Origin of the sequence: Methylocystis sp. JR02 (assembly GCF_030063565.1) — a bacterium.
Classification (GTDB): domain Bacteria; phylum Pseudomonadota; class Alphaproteobacteria; order Rhizobiales; family Beijerinckiaceae; genus Methylocystis; species Methylocystis iwaonis.
The window spans coordinates 2,159,191-2,180,174 of the sequence record NZ_JASIRC010000001.1; the positions used below are offsets into that span (position 1 = coordinate 2,159,191).

The window sequence follows — 20,984 nt, forward strand, 5'->3', positions numbered from 1 at the left end:
GTCGTTTTTGGTCGAGGTGGTTTCAATGAGCGACACTATGGCGAAGGCCCCGGCAAGCCAGCGTTTCAAGCGGCTCGTCGTTTTCTGCGACGGCACCTGGAACAAAGAAGATCAGAAAAGCCGGAACGGCCAGCCCTGCCCGACCAATGTGCTGCGTCTCTTCGAATTGACGCGCATAGACGACGGAAACGGCTGCCCGCAGGTCGCTTATTATGTCCGCGGCGTCGGCACGCGCTGGGACGAGCGCATCAAGGGCGGCGGCTTCGGTTACGGCATCTCCGACAATATCAAGGACGCCTATCGTTTTCTCGTCAGCAATTATGCGCCCGGCGACGAAATCTTTCTCTTCGGCTTCAGCCGCGGCGCCTACACGGTGCGCAGCCTCGCGGGGATGATTTACAACGTCGGCATTTTGCAGCGCGAGTATCTGCACCTTGTCGACGACGCCTTCGATCATTACCGAAGCGCCGACCCGCAATGGCATCCGAGCAGCCAAGCCTCGAAGGATTTCAAAAACGCCTATACGAATGGCGGGGAGACGATCACATTCCTCGGCGTCTGGGACACGGTGGGCGCGCTCGGCGCGCCATTCGGCGTCGTGCTGGGTTGGCTGCTGAACAAATTCTTCCCCACGCAATTTCACGACACCAAGATCAGCCCGATCATTCTCAACGCCTATCACGCGGCCTCCATCGACGAGAAGCGTTGGCCCTTCCGTCCGACGCGCATGGAGCTGACGCCGAGGCGCAAAGAAGAAGCCGACAATCTGCGCGCCAAGGGCGACAAATCGACCTTCAACTATGAGGAGGTCTGGTTCCCCGGCGTGCATTCCGACGTCGGCGGGGGCTATGAGGATTCGAGCCTCTCCGACTGCGGCCTGAAATGGATGGTCGACAAGGCCAAGGCGCACGGCTTGTGCGTGCGCGATTACGGCGACGTGCCGTCACGCGCCTTCCACCCGAATCCGCAGGCCCCGCTGCATAATTCGCAAACGGTCTGGTACGAGTGGACGACGAAGCTCTATGTCTACTGGCCGAGAGCGCTGCTGAAGATCATCCGCAAGGACGACGCGCCGCAGATCGATCGCGTGCAACCGAACGGCGACTTCATTCGCCAGATCGACCATTCTCCGGCGCTTGCTGCGAAGGTCGCGGCGTTTCCGATCAAAAACGATTTCGAAATCGATCTCTCCGATTCCGTGCGGGAAAAGCTGGCGAAAGACGAAACCTACCGGCCGCTCAATCTGGCGCGCGACACGGCGCCCGCCAGCGGGCCGGCCGCCGAAGACGCAGAAGCTTAATAAGATTGGTTCACTGTCATTCCCGACGCTCGCGAAGCGAGCGATCGGGAATCCAGAGCAACACTAGCTACTATTGCTCTGGATTCCCGGTCGCGCTTCGCGCGCCGGGAATGACAGTGAGCCGACCCCTGCCCTTTTCATGCTGGAACGCCGTCTCCGCCTTCGCAGAGGACGGCCTTACGCGCGCCCCTTGCGCTTTTGCATCAGACAAGCAGTCTCGCTCCCGCGGGGACCAACCGCAATCTTCTTGACACAGCGCACGCCCGCCTCTTCCGTTTGCGCTTCTTGCTTTCCGGGCGAATTCTCGGAATTCGTGAAGAAGCCCAAAGCGCACGCGAAGATCGCTGCCGTCAGGACCACGAAAAAGCGCATGTCGACGCTCCGATAGCTGTTTGCGGGCCTTGCCGGCCGCGCGACCCTGCGATCATGTCAGAGGCGCACATAGGGCGCTGTGTCGGCGCGCACATTGACGAAGGACAGATAGGGGCATATACATCTTTCATGACTGCGCCCGACCCCGCCGACGTCAAAGCCTGTGCGCAAAGCTGCGCCGCCGCCAATGTGCGCCGCGCCAGCCGCGCCGTGACGCGCCTCTACGGTCAATTCATGGCCGAGACGGGGTTGGAGCCGACGCAATATTCCTTGCTGGTCGCCTGCTCGCTGACCGGCGGCGCCACAGTGAGCAAACTGGCGGAATTCTTCGTGATGGACCGCAGCGCGCTCGCCCGAAACCTCGCTGTTATGCAAAAGCGCGGGCTCGTGAAGGTGAGGCCGGGCGAAGACCGGCGCACGCGCAAAGTGGCGCTGACGCCCTTCGGCGAGGCGACGCTCGCCAACGCCATGCCGCATTGGCGCGAGGCGCAGAGCGCCGTCGAAAAACAATTCGGCGCCGAACGATTGCAAAAACTGCTCTCCGAGCTGCGCGAACTGATGAAGGCGAGCGCCGAGATCGGTGCGCGAGACTGACGCGCGTCTTTTTGGCCAAAAAGGGGTATATGTCATGAATGTGCTTGCGAACGCCGTTTCACCGACGCTCGACGCCCAAGGACTACGCCAGATCGCGCTCGCCGCCGGCGCCGATGACGTCGGCTTTGTCGCGATCGACGACGCCGCCCTCGACGATCAACGCGCCGACATCCTCGCCGCATTCCCTTTCGCGCGCACGCTCATGCCTTTCGTCGTGAAAATGAACCGCGAGAATATTCGCAGCCCCGCGCGCTCGCTCGCCAACACCGAATTTCACCACACCGGCCGCGAATGCGACGGGATTGCGCACGCCATCGTCGAAACGCTCGAAGGGCTCGGGCGCCGCGCCGCCTATCCGCCGCTGGCCTTCCCGATGGAGGCGGAGAGATGGCCGGGCAAGATGTGGGTCATCGCCCATAAGCCCGTCGCCGTCGCAGCAGGTCTCGGCCGCATGGGAATTCACCGCAACGTCATTCACCCCAAGTTCGGCAATTTCATCCTGCTCGGAACGGTCGTGACCGACCTGGACGTTGCGCATGATTGCGCGCCGATCGACTTCAATCCCTGTCTCGAATGCAAGCTCTGCGTCGCCGCCTGCCCCACCGGCGCGATCGCGCCCGACGGCCATTTCGATTTTTCCGCCTGCTACACGCATAATTATCGCGAGTTCATGGGCGGCTTCTTAGATTTCGTCGAGACGATCGCCGACGCGAAGAGTGCGCGCGCTTATCAGCAAAAATTCAACGACGCCGAAACCATCTCGATGTGGCAGAGCCTCGCCTATGGGCCGAACTATAAGGCGGCTTATTGCCTCGCCGTCTGTCCGGCGGGCGAAGACGTTATCGGCGCCTATCACGCCGACAAAAAGAAGTTCCTGCACGCCTTCCTCGATCCACTGAAGGAAAAGGTCGAGACCATTTATGTGAGGCGCGGGTCCGACGCGGAGGATTATGTCGCGCGCCGCTTTCCGCATAAGCGGGTCAAACATGTCGGCGCCGTGCTGCGACCGACGAATATCGACGGCTTCCTCGGCGGCATGCGCAACCTCTTTCAGCGCAACAAAGCCGAAGGGTTAGAGGCGGTCTATCACTTCACCTTCACCGGCGCGCGTCGCCGTCAGGCGACCATCACCATCGCCGATAAAAAGCTGCGCGTGAAAAACGGCCTCCTGGGTAAGGCGGACCTCGCCATCACGGCCGACAGCGAGACCTGGATACGCTTCCTGCGCAAGGAAACGAGCCTGCCGTGGGCGCTGCTGAGTCGCCGCATCAAACTACGCGGCGACCCGAGATTGCTCATGGCCTTCGGCAAGTGTTTTCCCGGCTGAGCGTTACCCCACCGCCATCCGCGCCGGCTGGCTCGAATGCGCGGCGACAATCTCGCGCGCCTGCTTGCCGACGACTTCCGCGAGATGGTCGAAGCGCGACTGGAAGAAGCCGGCGCCCGCCGTCGCCGAGCGCAGCTCGACGATGAGATTGTCCATCTCCGCCTCGGGGATGAGCGCCTCAAGCTTGTCCCAGCCGGTCCACCCCTCGCGCGGGCCGAAGCCGATGATCTGCCCGCGCCGCGCCGACACCAGCCCGGTCGCGCGCGACATCGCCTCGCTCGGCACGAAAATATCGACGGCCAGTACAGGCTCGAGCAGAATCGGCTCGGCCTTGCCCAGCGCCTCGCTCATGCCGATGCGCGCCGCCGTGCGGAAGGCCATGTCGGACGAGTCGACCGTATGGTACGAGCCATCCGTCAGCACCGCCTCTACATCGACGACCGGAAAGCCGAGCGGGCCATGGATCAGCGCGTCCTGGCAGCCCGCCTCGACGGAAGAGAAATATTGCTTGGGCACCGCGCCGCCATGCACGCGCTCGGCGAAGGCGAAGCCCTCGCCACGCTCGCGCGGCGCGACTTCCAGCACGACATCTCCGAACTGGCCGTGGCCGCCGGATTGCTTCTTGTGCCGCCCACGCACCGTCACCTTGTGACGGATCGTCTCGCGATAGGCGACGATCGGCCTCGACACCTCGACGGTGACGCCGAAGCGCGACTGCAGCCGCTCTAGCGCCACGCGCAGATGCATCTCGCCCTGGCCATAGAGCTTGATCTGCGACATCTCCTGATCGTGCACGAAGATGAGCGAAGGGTCTTCCTCGACGAGTTTCGCCATCGCCGCCGCGAGGCGCATTTCGTCCTTGCGATCCTTCACCACGAGCGCCAGCGCATGCACGGGATCGGGCGCGCGCGCACGCGTGGCGAGCCCGGCGAGGTCCGCCTTTCCGTCAGCGATCACGGTGTCGCCGGTCTGCGCATGTTCGAGCCGGCCGAGCGCAACGACGTCGCCCTCTTTGGCGTCGGTCACCTTGGTGAGAGCGGCGCCCGCGAAGCGCGACATGCCGGAGACGCGATCCTCGCCCTGCGGGGAGCGAACCGTCTGCCCGTCCGAAACATCGCCGCGCAACACGCGCGCAATCGACAGCTTGCCGCCATGCGACGTATGCGTGGTGCGAAGGACGCGCGCCATCGGCGGGCCATTCTCCGCGACGCCGAGCCGCGCCCGCGTCTCGGCGACGCCCGGAGCCTCATGGCGCAACGCTTTCAGCAGCCGCGTGACGCCCGCCCCGCGCTCCGCCGAACCGATGAAAACCGGTACCACGAGTCCCCCGCGCAATTCTTTCGTCAGATCGTCGAAGACCTGATCGCGCGGCGGCTCGATGTCGGAAATCAATTCCTCCATCAGGGCGTCATCGTAATCGGCGAGACGCTCCAGCATGGAATAGCGGGCTTCTTTTTCGAGCGCCGCCTCGCCTTGCGGAATTTCGACGACTTCGGAAGGCGCATGTTCGCGATAGACGTAAGCGCGCTCCAGAGCGAGATCAATGAAGCCGACGGCGACGCCGTTGCTCCAGATCGGAATCTGCCGCAACAGCAAGGGCGCGCGCGACGCCGGCTGCAAGATATTCAGTGCGTCGCGCACATCGATCGTCGCCGCATCGATCTTATTGAGAAACAGCAGATGCGGAACCCCCAATTCCTCGAGCTGACGCAGCGTCAGTTGCAGCGCCGCGACCTTGCGCTCATCCGCCTCGCAGACGACGATCGCGGCGTCGACGGCGGGAAGAATATTGCGCGCCTCATGCGCGAATTCGACGGAGCCAGGCAGATCGACGAAAGTGTAGCGGTCGCCCATGTAATCGACGGCCGCGATATTGGCTTCGACGCTCATCTTGTGTGCGCGCGCTTCGGGGCTGGCGTCGCCGACGCTCGAACCGTCTACAACCGAGCCTTGTTTTGCGATTGTCTTGTTGGACGCGAGAATGGCTTCGAGCAGCGTGGTCTTGCCACATTGGAAGGGGCCGGCCAGCGCGATCAGCCGGGAGCCCCGCGCTCTCGCTTCGTGGGAGAAGGTCTCGCCCATTCTATCCTCCCTTTTGCATCGGAGCCTTTTGGACTTGGCCCCGTTGCGGGATGGTCCCACCATGTCTCTATAAGCGCAAGAGAGATGAACGCCGCAGGCGCTTCCAACGCAAGCCAAAGCGCGTTAGAACCGCTCTAATATTGAACGCAAAAAGGAGCCTTCATGCGTCCCAGCAAGCGCGCGCCAGACGAGATGCGCCCGGTAAGCTTCGAGCGCGGCGTCACCCGCTACGCCGAAGGCTCTTGTCTCGTGAAATTCGGCAACACGCACGTTTTGTGCACCGCATCACTCGAAGACAAGCCGCCGCAATGGCTACGCGGACAAGGCCGCGGCTGGGTGACGGCGGAATATTCGATGCTGCCGCGCGCCACGCATACGCGCACGCGCCGGGAGGCTTCCGCCGGCAAACTGTCCGGCCGCACGCAGGAAATCCAGCGCCTGATCGGCCGCTCGCTGCGCGCCGTGACCCATCTCCCGGCGATCGGCGAACGCCAGATCATGCTCGACTGCGATGTGATCCAGGCGGACGGCGGCACGCGCACGGCCTCGATCACCGGCGCCTGGCTCGCGCTGCGCGATTGTTTCGAATGGATGCGTTCGCGCTCCATCATCAAGGAAAATCCGCTGCGCGACCATGTGGCGGCGGTCTCCTGCGGCATCTTCAACGGCGCGCCGGTGATCGATCTGGATTACGCGGAAGATTCCACCGCGCAGACCGACGCCAATTTCGTGATTACCGGCTCGGGCGGGCTCGTCGAAATTCAGGCGACGGCGGAAGTAGCGGTGTTCTCGCAAGACGAGCTTTCCGCCATGCTGGCGCTGGCGCAGAAGGGCGTCACGGAGCTGGTTGCGCTGCAAAAGGCGGCGCTGGCGTAGCCCCTTCGCGAGCATCAACAAGCTTGCGATATGATCCCGTCCCTCCCCCTTGCGGGGAGGGTCAGGGTGGGGGTAAGCCGCGGTAACAATCAAGATTGTCGACCCCCACCCCTAACCCCTCCCCACAAGGGGGAGGGAGACAAGCTGCCGCCTTCATAAAGTTCCCCGCTCACGACAACGCAGGGCCGACATGACCCACCGAAAAATCCACGGCAAGCTCGTCATCGCGACGCACAATCCCGGCAAGCTCTGGGAGCTCCAGCAGTTGCTGGCCCCGCATGGCGTCGACGCCGTTTCGGCGGGCGATCTCGGCCTCCCGGAGCCCGAGGAGACGGAGACGACCTTCCGCGGCAATGCGGCGTTGAAGGCGCGCTCGGCGGCGATGGCCTCGGGCCTCCCCGCCTTCGCCGACGACTCCGGCCTCTGCGTCGACGCCCTCGACGGCGCGCCGGGGATCTATTCGGCGCGCTGGGCGGGGGAAAACCGAGACTTCAAGGCTGCCTGCCAGCTCGTGCGCCAAAAGCTCGAGGAGCGCGGCGCGACGCCCCCCTATCGCGCCAATTTCACCTGCGCGCTCGCAGTCGTCTGGCCGGACGGACATATCGAGGAATTCGAAGGCCGCGTCGACGGCGTGCTGGTTTTTCCGCCCAAGGGCGACAAGGGCTTCGGCTATGATCCGATCTTCAAGCCCGACGAACTCGACAAGACTTTCGGCGAGATGATGTCGGCGGAGAAACACGCCCTGCCCGGCGACGGCTCGCGCGCGCTCTCGCACCGGGCGCGGGCGTTTCAGGCCATGGCGAAGGCGTGTTTGGATTAGCCCTTTATTGACCGCGGCTTACCCGTCATTGCGAGTGAAGCGAAGCAATCCTGGGCCGCAAAGGCTGCGTTGGATTGCTTCGTCGCTCCGCTCCTCGCAATGACGGCGTCGACAAACGCAGCATCGGAATTACACAGGATCAAGCTTGGCGCCGCCTTTCCCTTGGCGCGGAGCTGTGCCTTACTATCTTCCAACGGTAAAGACGCGCCGCCAAGGCGCGCGACGCTGGAAACCCGATGGAAGGCCACCCATGACCAAGCATGAGAGTTTCGCCGCCGCAAAGCCCCCTTTCAAGGCGCGCTACGGCAATTTCATCAATGGCGAATGGGCCGACGCCAAGTCCGGCCGCGTCTTCGACAATCTCTCGCCGATCACGGGCCAGAAGGTCTGTGAGATCGCCCGCTCCGACAAGGACGACATAGAGGCCGCGCTCGACGCCGCCCATGCCGCGAAGGACGCCTGGGGCAAGACCAGCGCCGCCGAACGCGCGCGCATTCTCAACAAGATCGCCGACCGCATGGAGGAGAACCTCGCGCTCCTCGCGACCGCCGAGACCTGGGACAATGGCAAGCCGATCCGCGAGACCATGGCGGCCGACATCCCGCTCGCGATCGACCACTTCCGCTATTTCGCCGGAGCCGTCCGCGCGCAGGAAGGCGGCATTTCCGAAATCGACCACGACACGGTGGCCTATCACTTCCACGAGCCGCTCGGCGTCGTCGGACAGATCATCCCGTGGAACTTCCCGCTACTCATGGCGGCGTGGAAGCTCGCGCCCGCTCTCGCCGCGGGTAACTGCGTCATCATCAAGCCGGCCGAGCAGACGCCCGCGAGCATTCTCGTCTGGGCGGAGGTTGTCGGCGATCTGCTGCCGAAGGGCGTGCTGAATATCGTCAACGGCTTTGGCCTGGAGGCCGGCAAGCCGCTCGCCTCCTCCAACCGCATCGCCAAGATCGCCTTCACCGGCGAGACGACGACCGGCCGGCTGATCATGCAATACGCCAGTCAGTCGCTGATCCCGGTGACCTTGGAGCTCGGCGGCAAATCGCCCAACATTTTCTTCGACGATGTCGCGCGCGAGGACGACGACTTCTTCGACAAGGCGATCGAAGGCTTCGTGATGTTCGCGCTCAATCAGGGCGAGGTCTGCACCTGCCCGAGCCGCGCGCTGGTTCACGAGAAGATCTACGACCGCTTCATGGAGCGCGCGCTCGCGCGCGTGAACGCAATCAAGCAGGGCCATCCGCTCGACCCCGAGACCATGATCGGCGCGCAGGCGTCATCCGAGCAGCTCGAAAAAATCCTGAGCTATATCGACATCGGCAAGCAGGAGGGCGCGAAGGTGCTCGCCGGCGGTGAGCGCAACACGCTCGAGGGCGATCTCGCCGGCGGTTACTATGTGAAGCCGACCGTGCTGCACGGCCACAACCGCATGCGCGTCTTCCAGGAAGAAATCTTCGGGCCTGTCGTGTCGGTCACGACCTTCAAGGACGACGACGAAGCGCTGCACATTGCCAATGACACGCTCTACGGACTCGGCGCCGGCGTGTGGAGCCGCGACATCAATCGCTGCTACCGCTTCGGCCGCGCGATCCAGGCCGGCCGCGTCTGGACGAACTGCTACCACGCCTATCCGGCGCATGCGGCCTTTGGCGGCTATAAGCAATCGGGCATCGGACGCGAGAACCACAAGATGATGCTCGATCACTATCAGCAGACGAAGAACATGCTGGTGAGCTACAGCCCGAAAAAGCTGGGGTTCTTCTAAAGGCCCCCTCCCTGTCCCTCCCCCGCTTCGCGGGAGAGGGGACGCTCGCGATCGGCGTTGTCGATGAAGGCCACGATTTACTCCCTCTCCCGCGAAGCGGGGGAGGGTTGGGGAGGGGGGCTTGAACACAATGAACCAGCCCCAAAGAGTCATCGCCACCGAAACCGCGCTCGCCCTCATCGAACGCCTGCACCGCGCCCACGGCCCCATCCTGTTCCACCAATCCGGCGGCTGCTGCGACGGCTCGGCGCCCATGTGTTATCCGGAGAGCGAGTTTCTCGTCGGGGACAATGACGTGAAGCTCGGCGAAATCGGCGGCGCGCCTTTCTATATCGGCCGCGCGCAATTCGATTACTGGAAACACACCCAGCTCATTATCGACGTTGTGCCCGGCCAGGGCGGCATGTTTTCTCTGGACAATGGCACGGGGGAGAGATTCCTGACCCGTTCTAGGCTATTCTCCGACGAGGAGCTCAGCGCCTTCGCGTCGCAAGACCCAAATCATTGCTAGCTGACTCGTTCATCGCTTTACGCTGGAAGGTTTCGATGATGAAAGCTCAAAGCCTGCATGAGACGCCGCCAGCGATTCCGACGCGGGGCGTAGAGACGATCCATTATTCGCTGCGCAAATGCAGCCTCGGCAAGGCGCTGATCGCCGTGAGCGACAAAGGCGTCTGCGCCATATTGCTCGGAGACGACGCCGAGGTTCTGCAGGACGACCTTCGCAGGCGTTTCAAAAAGGCCCTGCTCATCGAGGATGCGGATGGCGACGCGCTCGTCGACGCGGCGTTGACGATGATCGAAAGGCCCGACTCTCCCGCCGCCTTCCCCATCGACGCGCGCGGCACGGACTTCCAGCGTCGCGTCTGGGCGGCGTTGCGTGAAATCCCGCCCGGCCACACGACGAGCTATGGGGAGATTGCCCGTCGCATCGGCGCGCCGAAAGCGACGCGAGCGGTAGGTAGCGCCATTGGCGCAAACCCTGTGGCGGTCGCGGTCCCCTGCCATCGCGTGCTGCACAGCGATGGCTCGCTGTCCGGCTACCACTGGGGAGCCGATCGCAAGCGTGTCCTGCTGGCGCGGGAGAAGGCGCTGCTGCCCCGCCATGTCGCTTGATCGGCTGCCCTCATCCGACCCCTGCTAACGCAGGGGCCACCTTCTCCCGCTTGCGGGAGAAGGTGGCCCTCGCGTTAGCGAGGGTCGGATGAGGGCGCGCCGCCTTACGCGGCGGCCCCGCAGCACTTCTTATATTTCTTCCCGGAGCCGCAGGGGCACGGATCGTTGCGGCCGGGCTGCTTGCCCTTCACGATCGGCTCGTTCTTGCGGTTGGCCTCTTCCTGGAAATACCAGCGGCCGTCGACCTTCTTGAAGAGCGAACGCTCGCGATGATCGTAGCGCTGCCCCTCGATGGTGAAGCTGGCGACGAACTCGACAAAGCCGCTGTCGTCACTCTCCCCGCCCGCTTCGGTGGAGAGCACCTCAAGGCCGAGCCATTGCGATTGCTTCGACCAATGCGTGATCGCCTTGCGGTCGAAATCGTCGCGCGTGCCTGGCGCCAGCGTCTCTTCGAGATAATCGATGTCGGCGCGCGTGAAGGCCGTGTAGCGCGAACGCATAAGCGCTTCGGCTGTCGGCGGCGCCTTGCCATCTTCAAGATAGGGCTTGCAGCAATCGGCATAGGCGCGCTTGTCGGCGTCGGTTACGCGGCAGGGGCAGATTGCGTCGGTCATGCTGGGCTTTCTGATGAGTCATCTTGCGGGCGAAGAGCTAAGGGATGGCGCTCGGTCCGTCCATCACTTTCCGGAAACGAAAAGAGCGGCCCGGCATCGCCGGCGCCGCTTCTCCTTCGTCTTGCGACAGCTCGTCTTACTTCTTTTCGGCCTGAAGAATCTTGACCGCTTCGATCGCGATCGGCTCGAGGCCTGCGCCGCCATGGCTCACATGTTCGAGGATGGTTTCGCGCATATGGGGGGCCCAGAACTTGCGCAAATGCTCGGCCATGCCGGCGGCGGCGCCGATCTTCTGCGCGCCGAAGAAGGAGCCGATCTGATTGGCCATTTTCACGAGCTTCTCAACTGAATCATGCGACATGTGCGGAAACCTGTTCGACGATGCGTCCTGGATGGGTGAAGATTTCGAAGTCGCGGCCCCGCATCACGGCCACGAGCGTCATACCGCATTTTTCGGCGCTGCGAACAGCCAAGGCCGTTGGCGCCGACACCGCCGCGATGATCGGCGCGCCGATGCGGGCGGCCTTTTGCACGAGCTCGACGGAGACGCGGCTCGTCATCAGAACCACGCCCTGCGACGCAGCGAGGCCTTGGCGCGCCAGCGCGCCGGCAAGCTTGTCGAGCGCATTATGACGCCCGACATCCTCGCGCACGATGAGCGCGTTCGAGACGGGGCTCCAGAAAGCCGCGGCGTGAACCGCGCGCGTTTCCTGATTGATCTTCTGCGCGCCGGGCAACCGGTCCATCGCCGCGATCAATCCTTCGGCGTCGACGGTGAGTGCATTGTCGAGCGTCGGCAGCGCGCGCGTCGCCGCCTCCAGGCTCTCGATGCCGCAAAGCCCGCAACCCGTTGGCCCGGCCATGGAGCGCTTGCGCGCGGCATAGGCCTCCTGCCGGCCGCCGCCGAGCCAGGTGCGCAGCTCAATGCCCGCGTCCGAAGCGACGATCTCGACGTCGCCTGTATCGTCGGGTGCATCGATCAGCCCCTCGGTAATGGCGAAGCCGACCGCGAAATCTTCGAGATCAGCGGGCGTCGCCATCATCACTGCATGAGTGGAGCCGCCATAGGTGAAGGCGATCGGCGTTTCTTCGGGGATCACGCGTGAAGAGCGCGCCGTCACATCGTGACGGCGCGCCAGGCATTCTACCCGAAGAGTGGCCGACGGCGTCTCGGTCATTCCGCCGCGTCGATCGTGCTCGCAATCCGCCGAGCGGACTCGGACAGCTCGCGATACTTCTCCTGGAACTCGGTGGGGCCGTTGCTCTTGGAGATCTGCACGGCCGTCACTTTGTATTCAGGGCAGTTCGTCGCCCAATCCGAATTGTCGGTGGTCACGACATTGGTGTTGCAGAGCGGATGATGGAAGGTCGTATAGACCACGCCCGGCGCCACGCGATCGGTGATCTTGACGCGAAGCGTCGTCTCGCCGGCGCGGCTCGCGACCTTCACCCAATCGCCTTCCACGACGCCGCGATCCTCCGCGTCATGCGGATGGATTTCGAGAACGTCCTCAGGATGCCATTGGCTGTTCTCGGTGCGACGGGTCTGCGCGCCGACGTTGTACTGCGACAGGATGCGGCCCGTCGTCAGCAGCAGCGGGAAGCGCGGCCCAACCTTCTCGTCGGTCGGCACATATTCGGTGATGACGAATTTGCCCTTGCCGCGCGCGAAGCCCTCGATGTGCATGATCGGCATGCCGTCCGGCGATGCGTCGTTGCACGGCCACTGCACGGAGCCGACCTCTTCCAGCATCGTATAGGAGACATTGCGGAAAGAGGGCGTCAGCCGCGCGATCTCGTCCATGATCTCGGACGGATGCGCATAGTTCCAACCCAGACCGAGCTTATTGGCGAGGTTCTGGGTGATCTCCCAATCGCCATAGCCGTTCTTGGGCCTCATCACCTGGCGGATGCGCTGAATGCGGCGCTCGGCGTTGGTGAAGGTGCCGTCCTTCTCGAGGAAGGAGCAGCCCGGCAGGAACACATGGGCGTAATGGGCGGATTCGACCAGGAACAGGTCCTGCACGATCACGATTTCCATATTGGCGAGAGCCGCCGAAACATGGCGCGTGTCGGGATCGGACTGCAGAATGTCCTCGCCCTGCAGATAGAGGCCCTTGAACCGACCCTCGACCGCCGCGTCGAACATGTTGGGGATGCGCAGGCCGGGCTCGGGGTCGAGCTTGACGCCCCAGTCCGCCTCGAAAGCGGCGCGCGCCGCCTCGCCCGAAATGTGCTGATAGCCCGGCAGCTCGTGCGGGAACGAGCCCATGTCGCAGGAGCCCTGCACATTGTTCTGGCCACGCAGCGGGTTCACGCCCACGCCGCGACGGCCGAGATTGCCGGTCGCCATGGCGAGATTGGCGATGCCCATGACCGTGGTGGAGCCCTGCGAGTGCTCCGTCACGCCGAGACCGTAGTAGATCGCCCCATTGCCGCCGGTCGCATAGAGACGCGCGGCGCCGCGGATGTCTTCGGCCTTGACGCCGATGACCGACTCCAGCGCCTCGGGGCTGTTGCGGTCGAGCGACACGAAGTCGGCCCAGGCCTGGAACTCGTCCCAATCGCAGCGCGCGCGGACGAATTCTTCGTTGACGAGCCCTTCCTTCACGATGACATGGGCGAGCGCCGTGACCATCGCGACATTGGTGCCGGGCTTGAGCGGCAGGTGGAAGTCCGCCTTGATATGGGGCGAACGCACGAGGTCGGTGCGGCGCGGATCGATGACGATCAGCTTGGCGCCGTCACGCAGGCGCTTCTTCATGCGCGAGCCGAAGACCGGATGCGCGTCGGTCGGATTGGCGCCGATGACGAGAATGACGTCGGAGTCGTCGACCGAGTCGAAATCCTGCGTGCCGGCCGAGGTGCCGAAGGCCTGGTTCAGGCCATAGCCGGTCGGCGAATGGCAGACGCGGGCGCAGGTGTCGACGTTGTTGTTGCCGAAGCCGGCGCGCACGAGCTTCTGAACGAGATAGGTCTCTTCGTTCGAGCAGCGCGAGGAGGTGATGGCGCCAACCGAGCCCTTGCCATATTTCGCCTGCACCGCCTTCAGACGGTCGGCGGCGAAGGTCAGAGCCTCGTCCCAGGAGACGACCTGCCACGGCTGGTCGATCGACTCGCGGATCATCGGATTGAGGATGCGGTCGCCGTGATGGGCGTAGCCGTAGGCGAAGCGGCCCTTGATGCAGCTATGGCCGTGATTGGCCTTGCCGTCCTTCCAGGGCACCATGCGCACGAGCTCTTCGCCGCGCATCTCGGCCTTGAAGGTGCAGCCCACGCCGCAATAGGCGCAGGTGGTGACGGCGGAGTGCTCCGGCTGGCCGATGGCGATGACCGACTTCTCGGTGAGGGTCGCGGTCGGGCAGGCCTGGACGCAAGCGCCGCAGGAGACGCATTCCGACTCCATGAAGGCTTCGTCCATGCCTGGCGAAACGCGCGAGTCGAAGCCGCGGCCGGAGATTGTCAGCGCGAAAGTGCCCTGCACTTCCTCGCAGGCGCGCACGCAGCGGTTACAGACGATGCACTTCGCCGGATCATAGGTGAAGTAAGGGTTCGACTCGTCCTTCGGCTTCCAATTGAAATTGGCTTCGCCATTGTTGCGGGCGAAGACATGGTTGGAGCCGTCATAGCCGTAACGCACGTCGCGCAGGCCGACAGCGCCAGCCATATCCTGCAGCTCACAATCGCCATTAGCGGCGCAGGTCAGACAGTCGAGCGGATGGTCGGAGATATAGAGCTCCATCACGCCGCGACGGATGGCGGAAAGACGCGGAGTCTGGGTCTTCACGGAGATGCCCGGCGCGACCGGCGTGGTGCAGGAAGCGGGCGTGCCGTTGCGGCCCTCGACCTCGATCACGCAGAGGCGGCAGGAGCCGAAGGCCTTGATGCTGTCCGTGGCGCAGAGCTTCGGGATCTCGGTCCCGGCCTCCATCGCCGCGCGCATGATAGAGGTTCCCTCGGGAACAGTGACGCTCTTGCCGTCGATGGTCAGCGTGACCATGTTCGCCGACTTGGACTCTGGCGTCCCGTAATCTGTCTCTTTGATAAGCGTCATGGCGGCTACCTCACTCAGCGGCTTCAAGGGCCGACTTGCGGAAGTCCTCTGGGAAATGGCGTAGAGCGCTCTCGACGGGATACGGCGCGAAGCCGCCCAATGCACACAATGAGCCAAATTTCATAGTGTGGCAGAGGTCCTTGAGAAGCTCGATATTCTTCTCGACATCCTGACCATTGCGAATTTTGTCGATCGTCTCGACGCCGCGCGTCGAGCCGATACGGCAAGGCGTGCATTTTCCGCAGCTTTCGATCGCGCAGAACTCCATGCCGAAGCGCGCCATCCACAGCATGTCGATCGTATCGTCGAACACGACGAGGCCGCCATGGCCGATCAGGCTGTCTTTCGCCGCAAAAGCTTCGTAGTCGAAAGGTAGGTCGAAAAGCGACACAGGCACATAGGCGCCGAGCGGACCACCGACCTGCACCGCCTTCACCGGACGGCCCGTGCGCGTGCCGCCGGCGATGTCATTGACGATCGTGCCGAGCGGAATGCCGAAGTCGGTTTCGAACAGGCCGCCAAATTTCACATTGCCGGCGATCTGCAGCGGCATGGTGCCGCGCGAACGGCCGACGCCGAGATCGGCGTAATGCTTCGCGCCCTTCTCCAGAATCATCGGCACGGTGGCCATGGAGAGGACGTTGTTGACGACCGTGGGCTTGCCGAAGAGGCCGACATGGGCCGGCAGCGGCGGCTTGGCGCGCACGATGCCGCGCTTGCCCTCGAGGCTTTCGAGCAGCGAGGTCTCCTCGCCGCAGACATAGGCGCCGGCGCCGATGCGCAGCTCGACGTCGAAATCGAAGCCCGAGCCCTTGATGTTCTGGCCGAGCCCGCCGGCGTCGCGCGCCTTCTCGATCGCAGCCTGGAAGACCTTGGCGACGACCGGATATTCCGAGCGCAGATAAACGTAGCCCTTGGAGGCGCCGATCGCATAGCCGCAGATGGTCATGCCCTCGATGAGGGAGAGCGGATCGCCTTCCATGATCATGCGGTCGGCGAAAGTGCCGGAGTCGCCCTCGTCGGCGTTGACGACCACATATTTTTGCCCGGGCGCGCAATCGGCGACCGTTTTCCACTTGATGCCGGTCGGGAAGCCTGCGCCGCCACGGCCGCGCAGGCCGGACTTGGCGACCTCGTCGACGATCGCAGCCGAGCCGATCTCGAAAGCGCGTTTCAGACCCTTGAAACCGTCATGCGCCTCATAGTCGGCGACCGACAGCGGGTCGATCACGCCGCAGCGCACGAAGGTGAAGCGGTTCTGGCGCTTCATCCAGGGGTGCTCTTCGACCACCCCGATGCTCAGCGCATGCGCGCCGCCGGTGAGGAAGCCCGCGTCGAACAGCGAGGCGACGTCCTTCACCTTGGCGGGGCCGTAACCGACACGGCCCGCGGGCGTCTCCACCTCGATCAGGGGCTCGAGCCAGAGCATGCCGCGCGAGCCGTTTCTCACGATCTCGACTTGCTGGCCGCGCGCGGCGGCCTCTTTGGCGACGGCGGCGGCGAGGCGATCGGCGCCCATCGCCACGGCGGCCATATCCAGCGGAATGTAGATCTTGGTCATTCGCCTTTCGCCTCTGCTACGATCTCGTCGAGCGTCGCGGCGTCGACCTGTCCAATCGGCTCGCCATCGTACAGGGCGGCCGGACTATGGGCGCACAGGCCCAGACAATAGACCGGCTCGACCGTGAGGGAGCCGTCGGGCGTCGTCTGATGCCATTCGAGCTTCTGGCGGGCGAGGAAGTCGTTGGCCTGCTTCTCGGCGCCCATCGACTGGCACGATTCGGCGCGGCAGATTTTCAGCGTGTGGCGGCCGTGCGGGGCGCTGTGGAAGTCGTGATAAAAGGTGACGACGCCATGCATTTCGGCGCGGCTGATGTTCAGCGCCGTCGCCATTTCCTTCACCGCGGAATCCGGCACATAGCCGAATTCAGCCTGAAGCGCATGCAATATGGGCAGTGCAGGTCCTTCGAGGCCCATATGGGCCGCAATGATCTCCCGCGCCCGCTCGTCGCTATACTGAGCAGCGCCAGCCATTTCTTCCCTCGCTTTGGGGCGTCGACCTTCGAGACAAGGCGCCCTTCATTTATATTATTCCGATGACACTGCCGGAATTCCCGGCGCCGATCAATACCGTCCCGGCCGTTGCGCCATAGGGCTTGCCTATCAATCGGCCAGACTGCCGCTTTCGGCGAGCGCTTTTGCCTCTGCAACGAGCGCGCCAACCAGCGGAATGACCGGATCGCGCAGCGGGGCGACCAGGCCGATCTCATGACCAGCCTCGGGCTCGACAATGGGGATGGAGCGGAGCGGCGGCTGCGTCCCCAAGGTTTTCGCGAGCTTTTCCGGCATGATCGTCGCCCAGCGGCCGGATTTGACGTGGTCGTAGAGCAGAATGACCGAGTTCGACTCGAGAATCGGCGCGAGCTCGGCGCCGTTGGCGCCGATCAGCCGTTCGACGATCCGGCGATTCTGCATGTCGGGCGTGAGCAGGCACAAATCGATCCGGCCGACGTCGGCCCAGGTGACTCGATCGCGGTCGCTCAGCGGATTGCCCTCGGCTGTCAGCAGCCGGTAGCGTTCCGAACAAAGCGGCACGGTTCTGACACGGCCGAGCGGTTCATTATCGAGATAAGTAATGCCCGCGTCGATCTCGAGATTATCGAGCATGGCGAGCACCTCGGTCGATGACGCCGAGACCACCTTGAAGCGCACATGCGGATGCTTGGCGCGATAGGGCGTGGTGAGCGCCGAGACGATTCCCTCCGCCGTGGGAATGACGGCGATCTTGAGCTGCCCGCAGAGCCCTTCGCGCAGCGTGCGGACCTCCTGGCGCATGGCGCGGGCGTCGCCGACGATGCGCTTGGCCCATTCCAGCACCCGCTCGCCTTCGGCGGTCAGGCCGTGGAAGCGGGACGAGCGGTTGACCAGCAGCACCCCGAGCGAGTCTTCGAGCTGCTTGACGCCGGCGGAGAGCGTGGGCTGGGTGACGCCGCAAATCTCCGCCGCGCGAGAGAAGCTTTTCTCGCTGGCGACCGCGATGAGAAATTCGAGTTTGTCGATCACTTCGGAACGTGTCGGCGCCGACGGCGCCGCCTCTTGGGTTCATTCGCGGCATGCCCGACCACTTGGGCGGCGGCTCCCCCAGGCGCCTCTGCCTCGCGCTGGCCGTGCCATACCATACCGGCGACGCAAACGCCCGCGAAATCGAGAGGAAACGAGTCGCTCCGAGTCGGTGGATAGCGGCGCGCGCGATTGAGGCTTGCAAAGCTTTTGACTGGCGCCTGTCACAATTTGCCCATATTTGAACCGTCTCGAAAGGCCAGTATGTTTTTTGCTGCGCTCTCAACGGGCGGCGACCAAGGAGACGTTTTGCCAATGGCCAAGATAAAGGGGCTTTCCCGTCTCGGGGCATTCGCATCTTGCCTCGCCGCCGCCGCGCTCGCCGCCCCGCCTGCGCGAGCCACCCCGTCGCTCGTCATCGACGTGGCCTCCGGCTCGGTTCTCGAACAGGACCAGGCGACCGCCTCCTGGTACCCGGCCTCGCTGACCAAGCTGATGACCGCCTATGTCGCGCTGGACGCGGTGCGCGCCGGGCGCCTCACGATGGACACGCCCTTGATGGTGTCGCCGCGCGCAACGCGCATGGCGCCGTCCAAGATGGGCTTCCGCTCCGGCTCCGAGGTCACCCTGCAAAATGCGCTCATCATGCTGATGGTGAAGTCGGCGAATGACATCGCGGTCACCATTGCGGAAGGCGTTTCAGGCTCGGTCGAGGCCTTCGCCGACGATATGAACGCGGCTTCGCAGAAGCTCGGCATGACGCAATCGGTCTGGGTCAATCCCAACGGGCTGCCGGACTCGCGCCAGGTCACCTCGGCGCGCGACCTCGCCCTTCTCGGCCGCGCCCTTTACGTGCAGTTTCCCGAATATTCGAACCTTTGGAACATCGGCGCCATGAAGCTCGGCGCCAGCGTCCACGCCACCCATAACGGCCTGCTCGGACGCTACCCCGGCGCCGACGGCATGAAGACCGGCTTCACCTGCCCCGCCGGCTTCAATCTCGTCGCCTCGGCCACGCATGGCGGCCAGCGTCTCATTGCGGTCGTGCTCGGCGCGCCCTCCGCCTCGGCGCGCACCGCGAAGGCGGCGGCGCTGCTCGACCGCGCCTTCCAGACCGGCGGCTCGATCGGCTCGCTCGCGTCATTGCCCAGCGCCGGCCCGACGGCTGCGCCCGACATGCGCGACAGCGTCTGCCATCACCGCGGCGCGGCGACGGCGGAATTCATGAACGAAGTCGAGGATATGAGCATTCCGGTCGGCTCTGCGCCAACGGGCATTCCGCTGCTCGACGCGGTCGGCGCCGGCCAGCAGCAGATCAGCGTGAAAGACATCGCCCGCTTGCCGCGTCCGCATTTCGAGCCTGTGCCGGTCTTCGTCGGACGCGCGGCAGGCTATACCGGCCCCGTGGCCCGCGCCCGCGCGCCCGGCGCGCCGATCGGCGAGCAGCCCGATCTCGCCGCCTACGCCAATGTCGAGCCCACGGGCGGGGAGGCATCGCCGATCAGCCGCGCCGCCCCCGACGCCGTCACGATGCGAAAGGGCAAGGGCAGAGCCGGCAAACACATTAGCCACGCCCATGTCCCCGCGCCGGCGCCAGTCGCGGACATCATTCACGAAGACAAGGCCGCTTCACACGACAAACCGGCGAAGGGCAAAGCGGCCAAGAAAGGCAAGGCGCAGGCGGAGAAAGCCGCGCCGGTGAAAATCGTCGCCAAGCCCGCCGAAAAGGCCGCCGCTGAAAAGCCGAAGGCGCCCGGCAAGGTCCACGCCGAGACCAAGCCGCACGGCAAAGCCCAGTGAGCGAAGACGCTGTGAACGAAAGTCCCAACGCCGCCGGCCGTCGGCCGCCGCCGCCCCTTCCATTGACCGTGCTGACCGGTTTTCTCGGCGCCGGCAAGACCACTCTGCTCAACCGCCTGCTCGCCGCGCCGGAGCTTTCCGACACGCTCGTCCTCATCAATGAGTTCGGCGAGATCGGCCTCGACCATCTCTTCATCGAGAAGGTCGAGGGCGACATGGTGATGATGAGCTCGGGCTGCATCTGCTGCACGATCCGCGGCGATCTCGTGAATACGCTCGAGGATCTGCTGCGGCGGTTGGACAATGGGCGGATCAAGCCGTTCCACCGCGTCGTGCTGGAGACGACGGGCCTCGCCGATCCGGCGCCCATCCTCCACACGATCATGAACCACCCCTATCTCGTGCTGCGCTTCCGGCTCGACGGGGTCGTGACCGTGATCGACGCCGTGAATGGCGAAGCGACGCTCGACGCGCATGAGGAGGCGGTGAAGCAGGCCGCCGTCGCCGATCGTCTGGTCGTGACGAAGACGGACCTGCCCGAGGGCGCCGCAAAGGCGGCGAGCCTGAAGTCCCGATTGGCGGCGCTGAACCCGGGCGCGCGCATCCTCGACGCCGACGAGGCGACGCCCGCCGCTTTACTCGATTGCGGCCTCTACGACCCCGCGACCAAGACGCCGCGCGTGCGCGACTGGTTGAACGCCGAGGCGGTGGACGAGGCGCATGAACATGGCCATCATCACGATCACGGCCACGCGCATCACGATCACCACCATCACGACGTTAATCGCCACGACGCGCACATTCAGGCGTTTTGCCTGACGGGCGACGAACCGTTCACGCCTCCGTCCTTCGACATTTTCATCGATCTGCTGCGCCATACGCACGGGCCGCGGCTGCTGCGGGTGAAGGGCATCGTGGCGCTTTCCGACGAGCCCGAACGGCCTGTCGTCATCCATGGCGTGCAGCACGTCTTCCATCCGCCGCATCGGCTGGAGGCTTGGCCCGATGACGACCGGCGAACGCGCATCGTCTTCATCGTGAAGGATCTCGACCGCAAATTCGTCGAGGGGCTTTATGCCGCGCTGATTCATCGGCCGGCGGTGGGAACGCCCGACGCCGAAGCGCTGACCAATAATCCGCTGGCCCCGGCGAAGGGTGGGTTGCTGGGCTGAGGCCCCCTCGGCTGAGGCCCCCTCCCCAA

The 20,984-nt window shown here is 64.3% G+C and carries 17 protein-coding genes and 1 pseudogene; 10 read left to right on the plus strand and 8 right to left on the minus strand.

Features of this window, described 5'->3' with window-relative positions; all coding sequences use genetic code 11:
- Window positions 1–25: 25 nt before the first annotated feature.
- From QNA11_RS10215 to QNA11_RS10225, 3 genes are all read left to right on the plus strand, one after another.
- Window positions 26–1,300, plus strand: a complete 1,275-nt coding sequence (locus QNA11_RS10215; protein ID WP_283482947.1) for a T6SS phospholipase effector Tle1-like catalytic domain-containing protein — start codon at window positions 26–28, stop codon at window positions 1,298–1,300.
- A gap of 501 nt (window positions 1,301–1,801) precedes the next feature.
- Window positions 1,802–2,266, plus strand: coding sequence for a MarR family winged helix-turn-helix transcriptional regulator (locus QNA11_RS10220; RefSeq protein WP_283482948.1), 465 nt, complete (start codon window positions 1,802–1,804; stop codon window positions 2,264–2,266).
- A gap of 34 nt (window positions 2,267–2,300) precedes the next feature.
- Window positions 2,301–3,593: an SCP2 sterol-binding domain-containing protein gene (locus QNA11_RS10225; RefSeq protein WP_283482949.1), complete on the plus strand. Its 1,293-nt coding sequence runs from the start codon at window positions 2,301–2,303 to the stop codon at window positions 3,591–3,593.
- Between the two features lie 3 nt (window positions 3,594–3,596).
- On the opposite strand, the gene QNA11_RS10230 is transcribed toward QNA11_RS10225, so the two are convergent.
- Window positions 3,597–5,675: an elongation factor G gene (locus QNA11_RS10230; RefSeq protein WP_283482950.1), complete on the minus strand. Its 2,079-nt coding sequence runs from the start codon at window positions 5,673–5,675 to the stop codon at window positions 3,597–3,599.
- A 162-nt stretch (window positions 5,676–5,837) separates the two neighbouring features.
- On the opposite strand from QNA11_RS10230, the gene rph reads away from it, so the two are divergent.
- The 5 genes and pseudogenes from rph to QNA11_RS10255 form a co-directional block, all read left to right on the plus strand.
- Window positions 5,838–6,551 carry a ribonuclease PH gene (gene rph / locus QNA11_RS10235; protein ID WP_281930782.1) on the plus strand — a complete coding sequence of 238 codons (714 nt, stop codon included), beginning with the start codon at window positions 5,838–5,840 and terminating at the stop codon, window positions 6,549–6,551.
- Between the two features lie 190 nt (window positions 6,552–6,741).
- Window positions 6,742–7,371, plus strand: coding sequence for an RdgB/HAM1 family non-canonical purine NTP pyrophosphatase (rdgB, locus tag QNA11_RS10240; RefSeq protein ID WP_283482951.1), 630 nt, complete (start codon window positions 6,742–6,744; stop codon window positions 7,369–7,371).
- Window positions 7,372–7,621: 250 nt separating this feature from the next.
- Entirely contained in the window at window positions 7,622–9,139 is a 1,518-nt protein-coding gene (adh, locus tag QNA11_RS10245; protein WP_283482952.1) for an aldehyde dehydrogenase, read from the plus strand.
- 130 nt (window positions 9,140–9,269) lie between these two features.
- Window positions 9,270–9,650 carry a DUF779 domain-containing protein gene (locus tag QNA11_RS10250; protein ID WP_283482953.1) on the plus strand — a complete coding sequence of 127 codons (381 nt, stop codon included), beginning with the start codon at window positions 9,270–9,272 and terminating at the stop codon, window positions 9,648–9,650.
- 116 nt (window positions 9,651–9,766) lie between these two features.
- A pseudogene (locus QNA11_RS10255) lies at window positions 9,767–10,255 on the plus strand (methylated-DNA--[protein]-cysteine S-methyltransferase); the annotation flags it as partial.
- A 104-nt stretch (window positions 10,256–10,359) separates the two neighbouring features.
- Here QNA11_RS10255 and QNA11_RS10260 read toward each other — a convergent pair.
- The 7 genes from QNA11_RS10260 to QNA11_RS10290 all read right to left on the minus strand — a co-directional run bounded on the left by QNA11_RS10260 (window position 10,360) and on the right by QNA11_RS10290 (window position 17,986).
- Window positions 10,360–10,869: a YchJ family protein gene (locus QNA11_RS10260; RefSeq protein ID WP_283482955.1), complete on the minus strand. Its 510-nt coding sequence runs from the start codon at window positions 10,867–10,869 to the stop codon at window positions 10,360–10,362.
- Between the two features lie 136 nt (window positions 10,870–11,005).
- The gene (locus tag QNA11_RS10265) at window positions 11,006–11,230 is read right to left on the minus strand and encodes a formate dehydrogenase subunit delta (protein WP_283482956.1); all 225 of its coding nucleotides are present in this window, start codon (window positions 11,228–11,230) and stop codon (window positions 11,006–11,008) included.
- Entirely contained in the window at window positions 11,220–12,047 is an 828-nt protein-coding gene (gene fdhD / locus QNA11_RS10270) for a formate dehydrogenase accessory sulfurtransferase FdhD (RefSeq protein ID WP_283482957.1), read from the minus strand. Before fdhD ends, QNA11_RS10265 begins: the two co-directional genes overlap by 11 nt.
- The gene (gene fdhF, locus QNA11_RS10275; RefSeq protein WP_283482958.1) at window positions 12,044–14,923 is read right to left on the minus strand and encodes a formate dehydrogenase subunit alpha; all 2,880 of its coding nucleotides are present in this window, start codon (window positions 14,921–14,923) and stop codon (window positions 12,044–12,046) included. Before fdhF ends, fdhD begins: the two co-directional genes overlap by 4 nt.
- 10 nt (window positions 14,924–14,933) lie before the next feature.
- Complete coding sequence (locus tag QNA11_RS10280; RefSeq protein WP_283482959.1) at window positions 14,934–16,484, minus strand: formate dehydrogenase beta subunit; 1,551 nt, start codon at window positions 16,482–16,484, stop codon at window positions 14,934–14,936.
- Window positions 16,481–16,957, minus strand: a complete 477-nt coding sequence (locus QNA11_RS10285; protein ID WP_165051135.1) for a formate dehydrogenase subunit gamma — start codon at window positions 16,955–16,957, stop codon at window positions 16,481–16,483. The genes QNA11_RS10280 and QNA11_RS10285 overlap by 4 nt, the downstream gene beginning before the upstream one ends.
- A gap of 129 nt (window positions 16,958–17,086) precedes the next feature.
- Entirely contained in the window at window positions 17,087–17,986 is a 900-nt protein-coding gene (locus QNA11_RS10290; protein ID WP_202072905.1) for a LysR family transcriptional regulator, read from the minus strand.
- 312 nt (window positions 17,987–18,298) lie between these two features.
- Here QNA11_RS10290 and QNA11_RS10295 point away from each other — a divergent pair, with 312 nt between their 5' ends.
- Window positions 18,299–19,783, plus strand: a complete 1,485-nt coding sequence (locus QNA11_RS10295) for a D-alanyl-D-alanine carboxypeptidase family protein (protein WP_283482960.1) — start codon at window positions 18,299–18,301, stop codon at window positions 19,781–19,783.
- Entirely contained in the window at window positions 19,780–20,955 is a 1,176-nt protein-coding gene (locus QNA11_RS10300; protein ID WP_283482961.1) for a CobW family GTP-binding protein, read from the plus strand. The genes QNA11_RS10295 and QNA11_RS10300 overlap by 4 nt, the downstream gene beginning before the upstream one ends.
- The last annotated feature ends 29 nt before the right edge of the window (window positions 20,956–20,984 follow it).

Coding starts and splice junctions, on each gene's coding strand:
- QNA11_RS10215 (WP_283482947.1), top strand. CDS start 26: ATGAGCGACACTATGGCGAAGGCCCCGGCAAGCCAGCGTTTCAAGCGG.
- QNA11_RS10220 (WP_283482948.1), top strand. CDS start 1,802: ATGACTGCGCCCGACCCCGCCGACGTCAAAGCCTGTGCGCAAAGCTGC.
- QNA11_RS10225 (WP_283482949.1), top strand. CDS start 2,301: ATGAATGTGCTTGCGAACGCCGTTTCACCGACGCTCGACGCCCAAGGA.
- QNA11_RS10230 (WP_283482950.1), bottom strand. CDS start 5,675: ATGGGCGAGACCTTCTCCCACGAAGCGAGAGCGCGGGGCTCCCGGCTG.
- rph (WP_281930782.1), top strand. CDS start 5,838: ATGCGTCCCAGCAAGCGCGCGCCAGACGAGATGCGCCCGGTAAGCTTC.
- rdgB (WP_283482951.1), top strand. CDS start 6,742: ATGACCCACCGAAAAATCCACGGCAAGCTCGTCATCGCGACGCACAAT.
- adh (WP_283482952.1), top strand. CDS start 7,622: ATGACCAAGCATGAGAGTTTCGCCGCCGCAAAGCCCCCTTTCAAGGCG.
- QNA11_RS10250 (WP_283482953.1), top strand. CDS start 9,270: ATGAACCAGCCCCAAAGAGTCATCGCCACCGAAACCGCGCTCGCCCTC.
- QNA11_RS10260 (WP_283482955.1), bottom strand. CDS start 10,869: ATGACCGACGCAATCTGCCCCTGCCGCGTAACCGACGCCGACAAGCGC.
- QNA11_RS10265 (WP_283482956.1), bottom strand. CDS start 11,230: ATGTCGCATGATTCAGTTGAGAAGCTCGTGAAAATGGCCAATCAGATC.
- fdhD (WP_283482957.1), bottom strand. CDS start 12,047: ATGACCGAGACGCCGTCGGCCACTCTTCGGGTAGAATGCCTGGCGCGC.
- fdhF (WP_283482958.1), bottom strand. CDS start 14,923: ATGACGCTTATCAAAGAGACAGATTACGGGACGCCAGAGTCCAAGTCG.
- QNA11_RS10280 (WP_283482959.1), bottom strand. CDS start 16,484: ATGACCAAGATCTACATTCCGCTGGATATGGCCGCCGTGGCGATGGGC.
- QNA11_RS10285 (WP_165051135.1), bottom strand. CDS start 16,957: ATGGCTGGCGCTGCTCAGTATAGCGACGAGCGGGCGCGGGAGATCATT.
- QNA11_RS10295 (WP_283482960.1), top strand. CDS start 18,299: ATGGCCAAGATAAAGGGGCTTTCCCGTCTCGGGGCATTCGCATCTTGC.